The organism is Nocardia sp. NPDC050408 (assembly GCF_044458905.1).
Lineage (GTDB): Bacteria > Actinomycetota > Actinomycetes > Mycobacteriales > Mycobacteriaceae > Nocardia.
On sequence record NZ_JBITIL010000012.1, the window covers coordinates 110,673 to 127,560 of the forward strand.

At 64.6% G+C, this 16,888-nt stretch carries 15 protein-coding genes; 11 read left to right on the plus strand and 4 right to left on the minus strand.

The annotated features are described in order from the left end of the window. Positions 1-207 precede the first annotated feature (207 nt). From ACIBJI_RS28880 to ACIBJI_RS28890, 3 genes are all read left to right on the plus strand, one after another. Entirely contained in the window at positions 208-837 is a 630-nt protein-coding gene (locus ACIBJI_RS28880) for a helix-turn-helix domain-containing protein (RefSeq protein ID WP_364347622.1), read from the plus strand. Continuing rightward, on the plus strand, positions 837-2,354 hold the full coding sequence (locus tag ACIBJI_RS28885; protein ID WP_364347619.1) for a glycosyltransferase family 39 protein: 1,518 nt from the start codon (positions 837-839) through the stop codon (positions 2,352-2,354). The genes ACIBJI_RS28880 and ACIBJI_RS28885 overlap by 1 nt, the downstream gene beginning before the upstream one ends. Positions 2,355-2,465: 111 nt before the next feature. After that, complete coding sequence (locus ACIBJI_RS28890; RefSeq protein WP_364347616.1) at positions 2,466-2,903, plus strand: VOC family protein; 438 nt, start codon at positions 2,466-2,468, stop codon at positions 2,901-2,903. 19 nt (positions 2,904-2,922) lie between these two features. Here the strand turns inward: ACIBJI_RS28890 and ACIBJI_RS28895 are convergent, their stop codons facing one another. From ACIBJI_RS28895 to ACIBJI_RS28905, 3 genes are all read right to left on the minus strand, one after another. Next, positions 2,923-4,080, minus strand: a complete 1,158-nt coding sequence (locus ACIBJI_RS28895) for an alpha/beta hydrolase family protein (RefSeq protein ID WP_396955525.1) — start codon at positions 4,078-4,080, stop codon at positions 2,923-2,925. A 153-nt stretch (positions 4,081-4,233) separates the two neighbouring features. Then, complete coding sequence (locus ACIBJI_RS28900; protein WP_396955526.1) at positions 4,234-5,109, minus strand: LLM class F420-dependent oxidoreductase; 876 nt, start codon at positions 5,107-5,109, stop codon at positions 4,234-4,236. Positions 5,110-5,261: 152 nt separating this feature from the next. Then, positions 5,262-5,981 carry a peptidylprolyl isomerase gene (locus ACIBJI_RS28905; RefSeq protein ID WP_364347607.1) on the minus strand — a complete coding sequence of 240 codons (720 nt, stop codon included), beginning with the start codon at positions 5,979-5,981 and terminating at the stop codon, positions 5,262-5,264. 404 nt (positions 5,982-6,385) lie between these two features. On the opposite strand from ACIBJI_RS28905, the gene ACIBJI_RS28910 reads away from it, so the two are divergent. Then, the gene (locus ACIBJI_RS28910) at positions 6,386-8,128 is read left to right on the plus strand and encodes a CocE/NonD family hydrolase (RefSeq protein WP_397086703.1); all 1,743 of its coding nucleotides are present in this window, start codon (positions 6,386-6,388) and stop codon (positions 8,126-8,128) included. On the opposite strand, the gene ACIBJI_RS28915 is transcribed toward ACIBJI_RS28910, so the two are convergent. Further along, entirely contained in the window at positions 8,125-9,576 is a 1,452-nt protein-coding gene (locus tag ACIBJI_RS28915; protein WP_364347601.1) for an aminotransferase class I/II-fold pyridoxal phosphate-dependent enzyme, read from the minus strand. The two genes, ACIBJI_RS28910 and ACIBJI_RS28915, sit on opposite strands and share 4 nt — an antisense overlap. Positions 9,577-9,698: 122 nt before the next feature. Here ACIBJI_RS28915 and ACIBJI_RS28920 point away from each other — a divergent pair, with 122 nt between their 5' ends. From ACIBJI_RS28920 to ACIBJI_RS28950, 7 genes are all read left to right on the plus strand, one after another. After that, positions 9,699-10,535, plus strand: coding sequence for a nitrilase-related carbon-nitrogen hydrolase (locus tag ACIBJI_RS28920; RefSeq protein WP_364347598.1), 837 nt, complete (start codon positions 9,699-9,701; stop codon positions 10,533-10,535). A gap of 16 nt (positions 10,536-10,551) precedes the next feature. Beyond that, positions 10,552-11,973: a dihydropyrimidinase gene (gene hydA, locus ACIBJI_RS28925; protein ID WP_397086705.1), complete on the plus strand. Its 1,422-nt coding sequence runs from the start codon at positions 10,552-10,554 to the stop codon at positions 11,971-11,973. A 37-nt stretch (positions 11,974-12,010) separates the two neighbouring features. Then, positions 12,011-13,048 (plus strand): TIGR03842 family LLM class F420-dependent oxidoreductase, encoded by a 1,038-nt coding sequence (locus ACIBJI_RS28930; protein ID WP_397086707.1) that lies wholly within the window; start codon positions 12,011-12,013, stop codon positions 13,046-13,048. An 88-nt stretch (positions 13,049-13,136) separates the two neighbouring features. Then, positions 13,137-14,027, plus strand: a complete 891-nt coding sequence (locus ACIBJI_RS28935) for an ABC transporter permease subunit (protein WP_364347589.1) — start codon at positions 13,137-13,139, stop codon at positions 14,025-14,027. Further along, entirely contained in the window at positions 14,024-14,932 is a 909-nt protein-coding gene (locus tag ACIBJI_RS28940; protein ID WP_364347586.1) for an ABC transporter ATP-binding protein, read from the plus strand. Before ACIBJI_RS28935 ends, ACIBJI_RS28940 begins: the two co-directional genes overlap by 4 nt. Beyond that, positions 14,929-15,705: an ABC transporter permease subunit gene (locus ACIBJI_RS28945; RefSeq protein WP_364347583.1), complete on the plus strand. Its 777-nt coding sequence runs from the start codon at positions 14,929-14,931 to the stop codon at positions 15,703-15,705. The genes ACIBJI_RS28940 and ACIBJI_RS28945 overlap by 4 nt, the downstream gene beginning before the upstream one ends. Next, the gene (locus tag ACIBJI_RS28950; RefSeq protein WP_364347580.1) at positions 15,702-16,844 is read left to right on the plus strand and encodes an ABC transporter substrate-binding protein; all 1,143 of its coding nucleotides are present in this window, start codon (positions 15,702-15,704) and stop codon (positions 16,842-16,844) included. The genes ACIBJI_RS28945 and ACIBJI_RS28950 overlap by 4 nt, the downstream gene beginning before the upstream one ends. Positions 16,845-16,888: the final 44 nt, after the last annotated feature.

The window sequence follows — 16,888 nt, forward strand, 5'->3', positions numbered from 1 at the left end:
GCGTGTTCACTGGCAAGAACGCCAGCGCCAGCCGCGCCATCGATACCGAGTCGAACACAGGTCAGTACCTGTAGGTTTCGAACCGAGGGCCGTGCCTCCAGTTGGGGGCGCGGCTCTTCGGCGTTTCCGGGGTCATCCTTGTGGGGTAGGTGGAGGTCGTTCTTTGGGCTGATGTGGGGATTTGGGCGGGTGGGTTAAAATTTGGCCATGCGGCCAGAAAATGGGACGGGTGGTCGGCAGCGGTCGTTCATCGAGGAGGCGCGGCGGCGGCAGATCATTGCTTCGGCGGTAGAGGTGATTTCGGAGGAGGGGTATGGGCGGGCTTCGCTGGCGCGGATCGCGAAGCATGCCGGGATCTCCAAGGGCGTCATCTCGTACCACTTCGCAGGGAAGGACGAGTTGATGGAGCAGCTGGTGATCCAGCTGTATGTGTCCGGTGGCGAGCACATCGCGCCCGCGGTGATGGCGGCGGACGGGCCGCGGAATCAGTTGCTCGCCTATATCGGGGCGAATCTGGGATTCATCGATGCGAATAAGAAGTATGTCGCGGCGCTGACCGATGTGGTGCTGAATCTGCGTGATGCGGAGGGTAAGCCGCGGTTCGCCTCGGCAGAGGGGGAGCAAGAGATTATCCGACCGCTCATCGACATCATGCGGGAGGGGCAGCACGCCGGCGAATTCGGCGAATTCGATCCGGCGGTCATGGCCAAGTCGATTCGCGATGCCATCGATGGCGCGGCCGGGCGGGCGATTCGGGAGAAGGACTTCGATATGACGACGTACTCGGCGCATGTGTGCCGACTATTCGATTTGGCGACCCGAAAGGGGGGGACGTGATGACCACCGTGGTGGAAAGTGAAGTGCGGCAGGAAGATAACGGCGAGACGGCACCGTTCGCTTGGTTCGGTGTGGGCGCGATCGCCGTGGTGGCGGCAACCATGCTGTTCGCATCGCTGGGACGGTACGGATACTTCGGTGACGAACTGTATTTCCTGTCGGCCGGGCGCCGACTCGGATTCGGCTATGCCGATCAGGGGCCGCTACTGCCCGCGATCGCCCGGCTGATGGATGTGCTGGCACCGGGATCGCTGGTGGCACTGCGGATTCCGGCCGCACTGGTCACCGTTGCCGCAGTGCTGATCAGTGCCCAGATCGCCCGGGAGTTCGGCGGTTCGCGGACCGCGCAGATATTGAGCGCGGCAGCATATGCGACCTCGCCGTTCCTGCTCGTGCAGGGAACTCAGTTGGCCACCAACACGATTGATACCGCGTTATGGGTGGTGATCAGCTGGCTGGTGATCCGGTGGGTGCGCACTCGCCAGGACAGTCTGCTGTTGTGGGCCGCGTTGGTCACGGCGCTGGATATGCAGGTGAAGTGGCTGATTCCGTTCTTCTGGATCGCGGTCGCCATCGGCCTAGCGATCTATGGTCCGCGGGAGCTGTTGCGGCGACCGGTGTTGTGGATGGGCGCGGTTTTCGTTGTCCTGGTGATGGTTCCGACGCTGATCTGGCAGGCCGAGCACGACTGGCCACAGCTGCGATTGGGTGCGGTGGTCGCGGCGGAGCAGGCGACGATCGGTGGCCGCTACAGCTGGCTGCCGCTGGCGCTGATCGCGGCCGGATTGTTCGGCGGTGTGCTGCTGGTCGTGGGAATCTGGGCGCTGTTCCGCTCGGAGACCTTGCGGCCGTACCGATTTCTCGCGCCGCTGCCCCTGCTGCTGGCCGTGGCATTCGTCGCAACCAACGGTCGCCCCTACTACGCGGCCGGCTGCTACGCGGCGATCATGGCGGCGGGCGCGGTGCGCTGGACCGAGTACACCGGACGATGGCGAACCTATGCGACAGTTCCGCTGGTCGCGATTTCGGTGGCGATCGCGGTGTTCACGATGCCTTGGCAATCCGAGTCGTCCATCGATCCGGTCGACAGTCAGGCCGAGGCCGGTATCGAAATCGGCCTGTACGGCAAGTTCGGCTGGCCGGAGCTACGCGAGGCGACCGCCGACGCCTACCGGGCACTCCCACCGGCCGAGCGTGCGAACGCGGTGATAGTCACCGATTCCTATTGGCAGGCAAGCGCTTTGGATGTCGACTCGAATCGCTTCGGCCTGCCCGCCACCTATAGCCCGAACCGCGGTTTCGGATACTTCGGTACCCCACCGGATTCCGCGACAACGGTGCTGTGGGTCGGCAATGTCGAAGACGAAATGCGTGCCACCTGTGGCGAATTGACCCCGGTCGGTCGCGTCGACGCGCGCCTCGGCTACCCGGACGTCACCCGCAATGTCACCATCTGGCGCTGCACCCCACGTCAGCCCTGGTCGCAGGTCTGGTCCGACCTGCTTCGCCTCGACTGACCGGCCGTTTGTCCGATTCGTTCAAGACATCCGAACAACACCCGCGTTGACTGAACCATGGCAGGGCCGAAGCCGCACCCCGGCCATGGTTCGAGGATCAGGAGGATCGGTATGAAAACGAATATCCGCGCGATCACCTTGGCCGTGAGCGACCTCGAACGGTCGCTGCGCTTCTACCGCGACGGCCTCGGCCTCTCCTCCCCGGGCATTATCGGCACCGAGTTCATCCGCGACGAGCAGAACCCCGGCGGGTCGGTCGCCATGTTCACCCTCGACAACGGCCTGATTCTGTCCCTCTACTCGCGCACCGACCTGGCCATGGATGCGGGCATCGCCGTCGATCGAGTCACCGGCTCACCGATGAGCCTCGGCTTCTTCGCCGACTCCCGCGAGGACGTCGACCGTATCCTGCAACAGGCCGAACAAGCGGGCGGCACCATCGTCCGACCACCTGTGACTCGCCCATGGGGTATCTGCGCGGGCTACTTCGCAGACCCTGACGGTCATCTGTGGGAAGCTGTGTACTTCCTGAACCGCATGTCGGATTGATATCCGTTGTCTCACAGTGTTATTCGGTAGCGAACAGGCCGGTGAGGAACGGGATCAGTTGGGGCCAGGAGGCTTCGACGATGCCCTGGTGGTCGGTGGGGTAGCTTCGGAACTGGTATCGGGTTCCGGAGGCGCTCAGTTGGCCCAGGAGGACTGCGGTCGAGGGGAAGGGGACCGTGGTGTCCTGCTCGCCCTGAGTGATGAGCAGCGGTTGTCGGTAGCCGGAGGTCGATACGGCCAGGTACCGGGTGAGTCGAGCGGTGAAGTCGCCGGTCAGTAACGGTTTGGTGAGTAGCGAACCGAGGGAGAGGCCCTGGACCTGGGCGGGCCAATTCGATACGCACGAGGTGGCCAGACGTTCCATCGCGGCGATACCCGTTGGGGTGTAGTAGCTTTCGATATCGGAAGCGGGGTAGGCGATGCGCATGCCCTCGAGTACCGCGGCGACGTTGTCGATGAAGCCATCGAGGACCGGAGCGCGGGGTACGTAGGGGCCCGCGAGCGCGATGGCCTGCTCCATGTTGGCCGGTGGTGCGAGGGCGGCGGTGCCGCGGAAGTCGAGTTCGGGCGCGTAGGTCGAGGCGAGAGCGCCGGTGTTCAAGGCCGCATGTCCGCCCTGGGAAACGCCCACGACCGCCCAACGCGTCGACAGGTCGGGATCGGCGGTGCGCGCGGCACGGACGAGGTCGACGGTGGCAGTGGCTTCGGTGCGGGATTGCAGGTAGGGATGCGGTGTCACGGCACCGCGATTCAGGCCGACATAGTCGGGGGCGACCACCGCATAGCCTCGGTCCAGCAGGCGATGCAGATACGAGGCATCGGACCGGGCCTTCGTGGTGGTGATTCCGCACTGCGGGCCCAGGCCGCTGGTGCCGTGATCCCATGCGATTACCGGCCAACCTCCGGGTGGCGGTGTCCCACTCGGGGTGAGCAGCAGTCCGGTCGCCGTCGTGGCTGCGCCGGTCGGGCCCTCGGTGACGTATTCGAGCACCGAGGCCCGATCGAACCCACCCCAACCTGGCGCCTGTGCGGTCGAGGACTCCGGTCCGCCCACCGTTTCGTCGGCATGCGCGCCACCCGCGCCCGTTACGGCCAGTATCGCGGCTGCCAGCGTAGTGAGACCGGCCCGTAGGCGAATGCGTTTCGAATCGCCGCTGTTCCGACAGTGCGCATGCATAGCTGCTCCTCTGCTCGGTACAGATGTCAGCAGACTATCGAGAACCCGCCATCGGCGGTAGGCGAACTCGAGCCGCTCGCCCGTAACGAGATCGGATACGACACGCGCCCTTTCACCCGAACTTCATGCGAAAGGGCATGTGCCGTAAGGGAGTTAACTGAGCTCGGCGAGTTGAGGTACCACCGGCGCCATGCCCTCGATCCACGCCGCCGGGGACCCGGAGGTCGGGATAATGATCACGGTGTGCACGCCGAGCTTTGCGTAATCGGCCATCTGGCGGACGAATTCATCGCGATTGTCCGGATTCGGGCGCGGATTATTGGCCATGATGGTGATGCGGATATCGTCGAAATCGCGCCCGACATCGTCGCAGTGGCGGCGCAGGACGTCGAGTTTGTGGCCGACTTCCTCGGGAGCGGAACCGAAGAGGTTGCAGGCGTCGCCGTACTGCGCGACCAACCGCAGCGTCTTGCGTTCGCCGCCACCGCCGATGAGCACCTTGGGGCGGTTGATCGGCTGCGGCGAGCACAGTGTCTCGGCCAGCTGATAGTGCTTGCCGTCGAAGGGGCCGTTGTTCTGCGGGTCCCACATCTGCTGACAGATGCGCAGCGTCTCCTCGAGGCGCTCGAACCGTTCGGCGATCGGCGGGAACTGCACACCGAGCCCACGATGTTCCCGCTCGAACCAGGCGGCGCCGAGTCCGAGCACCGCGCGGCCACCCGACAGGACATCGACGGTGGTGACGATCTTGGCGAGCAGACCGGGATGCCGGTAGGTCACGCCGGTGACGAGCAGGCCGAGGTTGATACGGGAGGTGTGTGCGGCCAGATAGCCGAGGGTGGTGTAGCCCTCCAGCATATTGGCCTCGGCAGGCAGGCCGGTCGGCTCGATCTGGAAGTAGTGGTCCATGAACGACAGCCAGGTCGCACCGGACGCCTCTGCCGCGGCGCCGACCCTGGCCAACTCACCGGCAATGGCGGTGGTGCCGCCGTCGATGTCGAATATCGGTAGGTGAAAACCGAGTTCCATGAAGTGATCCCCTGGTACTAGACGATTTTGCACTGCCAACGCTATGACCTGGAGTGCACTCCAAGTCAAGTGTCGGGAAGCAAATCTCGCAGGGGGCCACCAAAACCGATGGCGGCGTCGCCATGGACGACACCGCCATCAGCTTATGTCGATCAGCCCTGAGCGGTGGTCACCGAATTCAGGACGACATCGGCGTTCGGGCGACCGTCTTCGCCGTCCGCGGCGCCCGCATTGGCGACCCGCGCCAGAACATCCATACCGCCGGTGATCTTGCCGAACGGGGTGTAGTTCGGCGGCAGCTGCGAATCCTTGTAGACCAGGAAGAACTGGCTGCCGTTGGTGTCGGGACCGGCATTGGCCATCGCGACAGTACCCGCCGGATAGGTGGCGCCGTCCAGGTTCTCGTTCGGGAACTGGTAGCCCGGACCGCCGGTGCCGGTGGCGGTGGGATCACCGCACTGCAGGACGAAGATGCCCGCGGTGGTCAAGCGGTGGCACTGGGTGTGGTCGAAATACTTCTGTCCGGCCAGGAATACGAAGGAGTTCACCGTGCGCGGCGCGCGGGCGGCCTCCAGGGCGATATTGACTGTGCCGCAAGTGGTTTCCAGCTGCGCGGTGTACTTCGCGCCCGTGTCGATCGCCATGGCGGGCTCGCTGGCCCACTGCTTGCTCTCGGGTTTGGCCGAATCGGGGGCCACGCATCCGGCGATCGGGGTGCCCGGATCCGCCGAGACCCCGCCCGCGGCGAAGATCGCGAGGGTGGTGCCGACGGCGAGTACACCGACGCCCCGGAGCAGGGCAGTCCCGACTCTGCGAGGCTGCCCGATGGGCTGATGGTGGTCGAATTGCCGCGCCTGCACTTCGCTGCTCACCGGTCGAGGTCTCCTTCTGTTGTGTATCGCATCGGGTGATGCTGAGCGGATCATTCCATCTCGACGCTTCCAGCGGAACGAGATGCGTATTGCGACTGTGTGGCAATGGAATCCGCCGCTGTGCGGAGAGTGGTCGGTTAGCATGGCTGCGAGGGAGGCGCATCTGATCGGCTAGCCGGCTCGGCACGCATCGGCTCTGGCGGTCACATCGCCTCCACGGGAGGTGTATCAGCTTGTCCGGATACATATTTCGCTGGTGTACCGCGGTGGTGTGTGTAGGCGCACTAATAGGCGGATGCACGGCGAGCGCCGGGACGAAATCGACCTCGCAAACGGGTGCCTGGCCACCCGACGATGACCGTGGCACATGTGCGGTCGACAAGCAGGCCGACGTTCCGGCAACGATGCGCGACGGCACTGTGCTGCGCGCCGATGTGTACCGCCCGCAGACCAGCGATCTGGTGCCGGTGATCCTGATGCGCACCCAGTACGGCAAGTCCGCCGCGCAGATCCAGCCCTCGCGCTATCGCACACCCGACTGGTTCGCCTCGCACTGCTACCTCGTGGTCATCCAGGACATCCGCGGTATCGGCAGCTCCGACGGCACATTCAGTGAATTCGGCAATGACATCCACGACGGCTACGACACGGTGGAATGGGCGGTGCGGCTGCCCGGTTCGAACGGCAAGGTCGGCATGTACGGCTCGTCATATGTCGGTGCCACACAATGGCTGGCCGCCGTCGAGACGCCACCGCATCTGACCACGATCGTGCCCGCGAATACCGCCTCCGACTACTACGACGGCTGGACCTACGAGGGCGGCGCGTTCCGGCTCGGTTTCGTCGAACCATGGGCCATGGGCACCATCGGCGCGGAATCCGCCGAACGACGTGACGACAAGGCCACCGCCAACCAGCTGCGCGCGGATCTGCAGAACATCACCTCATGGCTGAATTACCGCCCCTACAAAGACTTTCCGCCACTGCAGCCGAATAATCCGGCCGTCGCGCCTTGGTACTTCGACTGGATCCGCAACTCGACACGTAACGACTACTGGAAGCAGTGGAGTATCCGCGACCGCTATCCGAATGTGCAGGTGCCGGTACTCGATATCGAGGGCTGGTACGACGCATTCCTCGCGGGTGGCATCGAGAACTTCACCGGCATGGTCGAGCGTGGCGCCGTATCGGCCCGGCAGAACCAGCGATTGGTCATCGGTCCCGGGGACCACCTCGGCTGGGGGCGGCCGACCTCGATGATCGCGCCCCGGCTCGAGCAGCTCGGACCGGTCGGCGACAGCCCGATCAACGAGCTGATGCTGGCGTGGTTCGACCACTTCCTCAAAGGCACGGACAACGGCGTCGCGGGCAAACCCCGCGTCGACTACTTCCTCTTGGGCGCCAATCGATGGAAGTCGGCACCGAGTTGGCCACTGCCGCAAACACAATGGAAGGAATACTTCTTCGCCGACAGCGGCGCCAACGGTGTGGCCGGTCGGGGCGGCAAACTCATCGACCACGCACCGAGCGGGCCAGTCGCGGTCGACCGGTATGTCTACGACCCCGCCGCACCCGCACCGAGCATCGGCGGACATTCGTGCTGTTCGGTCGGATCGGGCCCACAGGGACCGTTCGACCAGACCGCGGTCGAGCAGCGTTCGGATGTGCTCACCTACAGCACCGACCGGCTCGGCGCCGATACCGAGGTCACCGGTCCGATTACCGTGAAGCTGTGGGCGTCGTCCACCACACCGGATACCGACTTCGTCGCGCGGCTGGAGGTCGTCGCACCCGATGGATCGGCCGTCAACCTCAACAATGGCATCATCCGCGCCGCGTTCCGAGATTCGCTATCGGATCCGACACCCTTGGTGCCCGGCCGGCCCTATCAGTTCACGATTAAGATCTGGCCGACCAGCTACCAGTTCAAGGCGGGCGATCGGATCCGAGTGGCGATCAGCAGCAGTGACTATCCGCAGTACGGGCCGAACCCGAATACCGGCGAACCCTTCGGTGACAGCGCCCGTACGCAGCCCGCCACGCAGACGATCTACAAGGATGCCGAGCATCCCTCCTCGGTGATCGCGCCCATTATCCCGACCGGTGACGACGGCTCGACCAGTTTCGATATCGAGCCGGGATCCTAAGCGCGACGAACGCGACGGTAGGTGGGGGCCGCGGTGGTCGCGGCGGCGAGCTCGGTGGCGACCCAGTCCAGCTCGCCGTCGGTTATCGCGGCGACGGTGATGCGCAGGTGGTCGCCGTGCGGGTGGTCCTCGACCTCGAAGGGGCGGCCGGGTGCGGCCTTGATGCCCGCGGCGGCCAGGGAGATCATGGCCGCGTTCTCGTCGGCGACCGGGAGCCACACATTGATGCCGTCACCACGGGCAACGGCGATGCCCTTGCGGGCCAGGGCGCGACGGAGTTCGGTTGAGCGCCTGCGGTATTCGGTGCGGGCCGCGGCGACGGTGCGCACGGCGGTGTCGTCGTCGAGCATGGTGAGCAGCAGGCGCTGCAGCAGTCGGCTGGTCCAGCCGGGGCCGAGCATGCGCCGCTCGATCATCGGATCGAGCAACTCGGCGGGGCCGCCGACCACCGCGAGGCGCAGGTCCGCACCGTGGGATTTGGAGTAGGAGCGGATGTGTACCGTTCGGCTCGGCAGTCGCGAGCCGAGGGATCGCAGTGTGGTGGCGGCGATGCCTGCGGAGTGGTCGTCCTCGATGACGAGGGTGTCTGTGCCGGTGAGGATTTCGGACAGTTCGCGGGTACGGGCTGCGGTGAGCGAGACGCCGGTCGGGTTCTGTGCACGCGGCTGCAGGATCAGCGCCACGGCGCCGCGTGCCCGCTCGAGATCATCTGGCAGTAAGCCGGATTCATCCATGCGAACCGGAATGGGTCGAGCGCCGACCCGGGCGAGCAGGTCGAGAAATGGTGGGAAGCAAGGATCTTCGACGGCCACCGCGTCGCCGAGCCGCACATGCGTGGTGAGCAATCGGTCGATGGCGTCCAGTGCTCCGTCGACGACCGCGAGCCGTTCGGCGCGAAAGGGCCAATCGGTGCGCACCTTGGCGGCCAGTTCCGGCAGTACGGCCTCGCCGAGATAGTCCGCCGCGAGATCATTGCCGCGTCCGTGCTCGGTGATCGCGCGCAGTGCGGCGACCAGATGCGGTAGGAGCCGCGGATCGGGGGTACCGCGGGACAGATCGATGCGGAAGGCGCTGTCCGAGGGTGGATGCAGGCGCTGATAGCGGCCCGTCGGCGTGGTCGCGCGGGTGGCGGTGCGTTCGCCGACGAAGGTTCCGGCGCGCCCTCGCGCCACGATCGCGCCGGTGGCGGCCAGCGCGCGCCAAGCCTGGTTGACGGTAGCGGGCGACACCCGCAACTCGCGGGCGACTTCGCGTACGGTCGGTAGCCGGGATCCGGGTTCGATTGCTCCGGAACGAATCCGGCGGCTCACCGCGGCCGCGATTCCGGCCGGGGTGCGATCTTCGAGATCCGCGTTGAACAGGCCGGACCCGGCCGTGACAGGTGCGGGCGCGGTGTCTCGCAGGTCGTCTGCGGGCACCGGCGGCGCGGTCGTCGGATCGAAGTTCACAGCGTCATTCTGCGTCGGGCACAGCGCCGGAACGAGGACCGGCCCCAAGGTTTACGGCTACGAAACTGTTTCCGCAATCTTGTAACACAACCGAATTGGATCTCGGTGAAGTATAACAAAGCATGGGAATCGTTCGAGCGGCGCTCGTCCAGACGAACTGGACGGGTGATAAAGAGTCCATGATCAAGGCGCACGAGGACTACGCGCGCCAGGCCGCCGCACAGGGCGCCAAGGTGATCTGCTTCCAGGAGCTGTTCTACGGCCCGTACTTCTGCCAGTTGCAGGACGCGAAGTTCTACGACTACGCGGAATCGGTGCCGGGTCCGACGACGGAGCGATTCGCGGCCCTGGCAAAGGAATTGGGTTTGGTAATGATCCTGCCGGTGTACGAGCAGGAACAGCCCGGGCTGCTCTACAACACCGCGGCGGTCATCGATGCGGACGGCAGTTACCTCGGCAAGTACCGCAAACACCATATTCCGCACGTCAACGGATTCTGGGAGAAGTTCTACTTCCGTCCCGGAAATGTGGGCTGGCCGGTCTTCGATACCGCGGTCGGCAAGGTCGGCGTCTACATCTGTTACGACCGGCATTTCCCGGAGGGCTGGCGTGCCCTGGGCCTGGCGGGCGCGGAAATCGTCTTCAACCCCTCCGCGACCTCGCGCGGCCTGTCCGGGTATCTGTGGAAGCTGGAGCAACCGGCCTCCGCGGTCGCCAATGAATACTTCATCGGCGCCATCAACCGGGTCGGCATCGAGGAATACGGCGATGACGATTTCTACGGAACCAGCTATTTCGTGGATCCGGAAGGTAAATTCGTCGGAGACGTCGCCTCGGACTCCGATCCCGAACTGGTGATCCGTGACCTCGATATGGATCTGATCAAGGTGGTGCGCGACCGCTGGGCGTTCTATCGCGATCGCCGCCCTGACGCCTACGGACCGATGGTGGCTCCCTGAGGCTGGTGATATCGATATGACGAAGATATTCATTCACGGCGGCACGGTGGTCTCGGCCACCGGATCGCAATTGCTCGATGTGCTCGTCGACGGCGAGGCAATTGTCGCCGTCCTGCAACCCGGCGCCACCGCATTGGGCGCGAATCTCGGCGAGTCCGCCGAAATGGTCATCGACGCGACCGGAAAATATGTGATTCCCGGCGGTGTGGACGGCCACACCCATATGCAGCTGCCCTTCGGCGGCACCGAGGCCTCGGATACCTTCGAAACCGGCACCCGCGCGGCCGCCTGGGGCGGTACCACGACCATTGTCGACTTCGCGGTGCAGAAACCGGGCGAGCGGGTGCAGGACACCCTCGCTCTATGGCATGAGAAAGCCGCGGGCAACTGCGCGATCGACTACAGCTTCCACCAGATCATCGGTGAAGTGAACGACGAATCCCTCAAGGGGATGAGCGAATTGGTGGCCGAGGGTGTCACCAGTTTCAAGTTTTTCATGGCCTATCCGGGTGTCTTCTACTCCGATGACGGTCAGATCCTGCGGGCCATGCAATCGGCGGGCGATTTGGGCGCGCTGCTGATGATGCACGCGGAGAACGGAATCGCCATCGATGCGCTGGTCGAGCAGGCGCTGGCGCGCGGTGAGACCTCGCCGTATTACCACGGTGTCACCCGGCCGTGGCAGATGGAGGAGGAGGCCACCCATCGCGCGATCATGCTGGCGCAGTTGACGAATGCGCCGCTGTATATCGTGCACGTCTCGGCCAAGCAGGCGATGGAACAGATCGCCGCCGCGCGGGGCAATGGGCAGAACGTCTTCGGTGAAACCTGCCCGCAGTATCTGTACCTGTCGCTCGAAGAGCATTTGGGCGCACCGGGTTTCGAGGGCGCGAAATGGGTGTGCTCGACGCCGCTGCGGTCGCGGGCGCAGGGACATCAGGATGAGCTGTGGCGCTATATCCGCACGGGTGATGTCACATCGGTGAGCACCGACCACTGCCCCTTCTGCATGAAGGATCAGAAAGAGTTGGGGCTCGGCGATTTCAGCAAGATCCCCAATGGGATCGGCGGCGTCGAACATCGGATGGATCTGATGTTCCAGGGCGTCAAGAACGGGTTGATATCACTGGAGCGCTGGGTCGAGGTCTGCTGCACGACCCCGGCGCGCATGTTCGGCATGTATCCGCGCAAGGGCGTCATCAGTCCGGGCGCCGACGCCGACATCGTCATCTATGACCCGAACGGGCACACCAGCATCGGGTTCGGCAAGACCCATCACATGAATATGGATCACTCGGCCTGGGAGGGCTTCGAGATCGACGGACACGTCGACACGGTGCTCTCGCGCGGTCGCGTGATCGTCGACGACGGTGCGTATCTCGGCCGGACCGGTCACGGCCGGTTCATCGCCCGTGAATTGTCGCAGAACCTGATCTGACTCGAATGGCCTGATCGACCTGAATGGAGAGTGCCGCATGGATATCGGTGTGGTGCTGCAATGCACACCTCCCGCCTCGCGGGTGGTCGAACTGGCCAGACAAGCGGAGACACATGGTTTTTCGCATGTGTGGACCTTCGATTCGCACCTACTGTGGCAGGAGCCCTACGTCATCTACAGCCAGATCCTGGCCGCCACCCGCAAGGTGTTCGTCGGCCCGATGGTCACCAATCCGGCCACCAGGGACTGGACGGTGACCGCGTCGACATTCGCGACGCTCAACGATATGTTCGGCAATCGCACCGTCTGCGGAATCGGGCGTGGTGACTCCGCGGTGCGCACCCTCGGCGGCAAGCCGACGACCCTGGCGACATTGCGTGAATCCATCGAGGTGATCAGGGAACTCGGCAATGGTCGCAGCGCCGAAATCGGCGACACCGTAGTGCGTTTTCCATGGGCGAGTGCCTCGCGGCTCGAGGTGTGGGTGGCCGGATACGGTCCGCGCGCACTCGACCTGACCGGTGAAGTCGCCGACGGGTTCATTCTGCAACTCGCCGACCCGGATATCGCCGCATGGACGATCGCCCGGGTGCGGGCGGCCGCCGAGAAGGCGGGGCGTGCGCCAGGATCGGTGAAAATCTGTGTGGCGGCACCGGCCTACGTCACCGACGGGTCCGATGCCGCGACGGCCCATGCCCGGGAGCAGTGCCGCTGGTTCGGTGGCATGGTCGGTAATCACGTCGCCGATATTGTCGCGAAATACGGTACCGGCGGCGATATTCCGGCCGCGCTCACCGACTACATCGCGGGCCGTCAGGGCTACGACTACAACGAGCACGGCCGCGCGGGTAACACCCATGCCGAATTCGTGCCAGATGCCATCGTGGACCGCTTCTGTGTGATCGGCACGCCCGATGAGCAGTTGGCGCGGTTGCACGAGTTGGAGAAGTTGGGTGTCGACCAGTTCGCGGTCTATCTCCAGCACGATGCCAAGACCGCCACTTTGGAGGCGTACGGGGAGTCGGTGCTGCCCAGGTTGGCGCATCCGGTCACGGCGACGGCGGGAGCGGAGTGATCGTCTCGGCAGCGGCGCTCGCGGCGGGGTGCTATGAGCTGGTCGACAGGCGTGTCCCGGAGCCGGCTCCGGTGTCGGCGGGTGACCGATGAGAGCGGGAGCTTTGCGGGCGCGGCAGGTCGGCTACGCGGTCGGTGTGCTGGTGCTGGTGGTCGCGGTATGGGAACTGGTGAAGTACTTCGTGCCGGAGCACGGGATGAGTATCGGCGACACCCGGATTCTGCCGCGCACGAGTGACGCAGCGTTGCCGCACGTCTGGTCGGTCATCACCGTGCTCGGTGACAAAGACGGCACCGGCACCGTCGGCGGAACACTGCTGCGCACAGCGGGATTCACCTTCGGGCTCGCGCTGTTGGCATTGGCGATCGGCACGGTAGTCGGTATCGCGCTCGCGGTGGTAATGCAGCGTTTCGCCTTCGTCGAGCGCGGATTGCTGCCCTACATCGTTGTCTCGCAGACGGTTCCGTTGATCGCCTTGGCGCCGCTGGTGGCCGGATGGGGCGGGAAGATCGTTATCGCCGGTGAGCCGTGGCGACCGTGGATGAGTATCGCGGTCATCGCTTCGTATCTGGCCTTCTTCCCGGTGGCAGTCGGGATGTTGCGCGGATTGCAGGCGCCGTCCAAGGCGTCGGTGGAATTGCTGCACAGCTACTCCGCGAATTGGTGGGAGACATTGGTGCACTTGCGATTTCCCGCTGCGGTGCCGCATTTTCTGCCGGCCCTGCGCTTGGCCGCGGCGGCATCGGTGATCGGTGCCGTGGTCGCGGAGATCTCGACCGGCACCGCGGGTGGCATCGGCCGTCAGATCATCGTCTTCTCCCAGCAGGCCACCGGCGATGCGGCCCGGCTCTACGCGGCTGTTCTCGCCGCGGCACTGCTCGGTGTCGCTGTGACCGCCGTCGTCGGCTTCGCCGAACTGGCACTACGTCGTTACAGCCGTCCCGCCGGGGCGCGCGGTTCTTCAGGAGGTACCCGTTGACCGGGAAAGTGGAATCGGCCACCACGGGCAGCGATGCGGCCGACGAGCAGATCCAGGCAGCGGATCCGGTTCCCGTCGCGGCGAATGCCGAAGACGTTGCGGCGGTCGAGCTCACCGATGTCGGCAAGATCTTCGACGCGGGTTCGGTGACGGCACTCACCAGTGTCTCGCTGAAAGTCATTGCGGGGGAGTTCGTCTCGCTGATCGGTCCCTCGGGCTGCGGTAAATCCACCCTGTTGCGCATCATCGCCGATCTGGAAGGACCGAGCAGCGGGACCGTGACCGTGCATGGCAAGTCCGCGCGGCAGGCCAGAATCGATCAGGACTACGGCATCGCCTTCCAACAGGCGGGACTGCTGGACTGGCGCACCGTGCAGGCCAATGTCGAATTACCGCTCGAACTGCACAAGGTTCCGAGGGCCGAAAGGCGCGCTCGCAGTGCGGAACTCCTAGAGATGGCTGGACTGACCGATTTCGCCGACCGCTATCCGGCGGAACTGTCCGGCGGTATGCAACAGCGTGTGGCTATCGCCAGAGCACTGGCCCCAAAGCCCTCGCTGCTGCTCATGGACGAACCGTTCGGTGCGCTGGATGAGATGACCCGCGAACACATGCAGGGTGAGTTACTGCGCATCGCCGGAGAGACCGGCGCCGCAGTGGTTTTCGTGACGCATTCCATTCCGGAGGCAGTGTTCCTGTCCGACCGCGTCGTGGTCATGTCACCGCGGCCCGGCCGCATCACCGAGATCGTGCCGACCGGCGGCTGGGGCCGCGAGGCAGGCGTCAGCGGCGACGATATTCGTTCCAGCGAGGCGTTTTTCGAGGCCATCGCCGCCGTTCGCACCGCACTGCGCGGCGGGCACCAGACCGCCGACATCATCGTGGCCGGACAGGATCTGCGATGAAGACGTGGCTACCTCCGATGGTTTTCGGTGTCGGCGGATTGGCGCTGTGGCAGGTGTTGACCGTCGCCGCGGGTGTGCCGTCGTTCCTGCTGCCCGCGCCGACCGCGATCGCGAAACAGTTCACCGAGAACTTCGACCGCATTGTCGATGCCGCCACCGCAACGGGTACTAATGCCCTCATCGGCCTGCTGGTCGGTGCACTCGTGGGCATTGGGGCGGCCATGGTCGCGGTGCGGTTCCGGCTGGTCGAGGGGCTGTTGACACCGCTGGCCGCCGCGGCCGCGGCCGTGCCGATCGTCGCACTCGCCCCGCTGCTGAATTCGATGTATTCGACCACCACCGAGACCCCGCGCCGCATGGTAGTGGCCATCGTGGTGTTCTTCCCGATGTTCGTCAGCACCGCCCGTGGCCTTCGGCAAGTGCCACAGGTGCACGCGGATCTGATGACCTCGTATGCGGCGGGCGGCTGGCAGATCACCCGCACGGTGCGGCTACCGGCGGCACTGCCCTATCTGTTCACCGGACTGCGAATCGCGGCTCCGGGCGCGGTGATCGCGGCCATAATCGCCGAATACTTCGGCGGCCTGCAGAACGGCCTCGGCAGCCGAATTACCTCCGCCGCGGCGAACACCGCCTATCCGCGCGCCTGGGCGTATGTGGTCGGCGCCATGATCGTCGGCCTGCTCTTCCTTACCGTCGTCCTGATCCTCGAACAACTGACCCGCCGACCCCGGACCATTCTGATCCGCGACATCTTTGGGAGATCGAAATGAGAATTTCCACAGGGCGTTTACGTGCTTGTCTCGCGCTGGTGGCGTTGGCGGCGGCCGCGCTGACCGGCTGCAGTACCACCGACAATGGTTCTGGAACCACCGCAGATGGCCTGACCAAGGTTCGTCTGCAGTTGCAGTGGTTCAAGCAGGGGCAGTTCGCGGGTTATCTGGCCGCCGTGGATCAGGGCTTCTATAAGGAGCAGGGCCTTTCCGTCGAAATCCTCGATGGCGGAACGGATATCGTCCCGCAGACGGTACTTGCGCAGGGGCAGGCCGATTACGCGATCGCCTGGGTGCCCAAGGCGCTGGCATCCCGCGAGGCCGGGGCGGGTATCACCGATGTGGCGCAGGTGTTCCAGCGCTCGGGTACCAAGCAGGTGTCGTTCAAGTCCGACAACATTACGGGACCGGCCGCACTGCGCGGTAAGACCGTCGGAAACTGGGGCTACGGCAATGAATTCGAGCTGTTCGCAGGCATGACCAAGGCGGGCATCGATCCGTCCGAGGATGTCAAGCTCGTCCAGCAGCAGTTCGATATGAACGCCTTCCTCGCCAAGGACATCACCGCCGCCCAGGCCATGTCCTACAACGAGTACGCCCAGCTGCTGGAGACGAAGAATCCGGTCACTGGAAAGCTTTACACCGCAGACGATTTCGCGACCATCGACTGGAACGACGAGGGCGTGGCCATGCTGCAGGACGCGATCTGGGCGAATTCGGAGAAGCTGAAAGACGCGAAATACCAGGACCAGACCGTCAAATTCATCACGGCGTCGCTGAAGGGCTGGGCATTCTGCCGCGACAATGTCGACAAATGCCGCGATATCACCGTCGCCGCCGGCAGCACTCTCGGCGCCAGCCACCAGCAGTGGCAGATCAACGAGGTCAACAAGCTGATCTGGCCCTCGCCCAACGGGATCGGCATGATCGACAAGTCCGCATGGGACCGCACGGTGAAGATCGCCAAGGAGACCAAGAACCAGGAGGGCGTCACGGTGTTGAAACAGGATCCCGATGCGGGTGCGTTCACCAACGAATACGTCACCAAAGCGCTGGACCTACTGAAATCCGGTGGAATCGATGTCACCGGAACGGGATTCGCGCCGCAGCAGGTGACCCTGACCGAAGGCGGCAAATAGGCACCACTGACGGTGTCCGGGATTTTGCCCGCATGGATCGCACG

Excerpts from the sequence above, each read along its gene's own strand:
- ACIBJI_RS28890 (WP_364347616.1), top strand. The coding sequence starts at position 2,466 with ATGAAAACGAATATCCGCGCGATCACCTTGGCCGTGAGCGACCTCGAA.
- ACIBJI_RS28920 (WP_364347598.1), top strand. The coding sequence starts at position 9,699 with ATGGGAATCGTTCGAGCGGCGCTCGTCCAGACGAACTGGACGGGTGAT.
- ACIBJI_RS28895 (WP_396955525.1), bottom strand. The coding sequence starts at position 4,080 with ATGCATGCGCACTGTCGGAACAGCGGCGATTCGAAACGCATTCGCCTA.
- ACIBJI_RS28880 (WP_364347622.1), top strand. The coding sequence starts at position 208 with ATGCGGCCAGAAAATGGGACGGGTGGTCGGCAGCGGTCGTTCATCGAG.
- ACIBJI_RS28945 (WP_364347583.1), top strand. The coding sequence starts at position 14,929 with ATGAAGACGTGGCTACCTCCGATGGTTTTCGGTGTCGGCGGATTGGCG.
- ACIBJI_RS28950 (WP_364347580.1), top strand. The coding sequence starts at position 15,702 with ATGAGAATTTCCACAGGGCGTTTACGTGCTTGTCTCGCGCTGGTGGCG.
- ACIBJI_RS28930 (WP_397086707.1), top strand. The coding sequence starts at position 12,011 with ATGGATATCGGTGTGGTGCTGCAATGCACACCTCCCGCCTCGCGGGTG.
- hydA (WP_397086705.1), top strand. The coding sequence starts at position 10,552 with ATGACGAAGATATTCATTCACGGCGGCACGGTGGTCTCGGCCACCGGA.
- ACIBJI_RS28885 (WP_364347619.1), top strand. The coding sequence starts at position 837 with ATGACCACCGTGGTGGAAAGTGAAGTGCGGCAGGAAGATAACGGCGAG.
- ACIBJI_RS28935 (WP_364347589.1), top strand. The coding sequence starts at position 13,137 with ATGAGAGCGGGAGCTTTGCGGGCGCGGCAGGTCGGCTACGCGGTCGGT.
- ACIBJI_RS28900 (WP_396955526.1), bottom strand. The coding sequence starts at position 5,109 with ATGGAACTCGGTTTTCACCTACCGATATTCGACATCGACGGCGGCACC.
- ACIBJI_RS28910 (WP_397086703.1), top strand. The coding sequence starts at position 6,386 with ATGCGCGACGGCACTGTGCTGCGCGCCGATGTGTACCGCCCGCAGACC.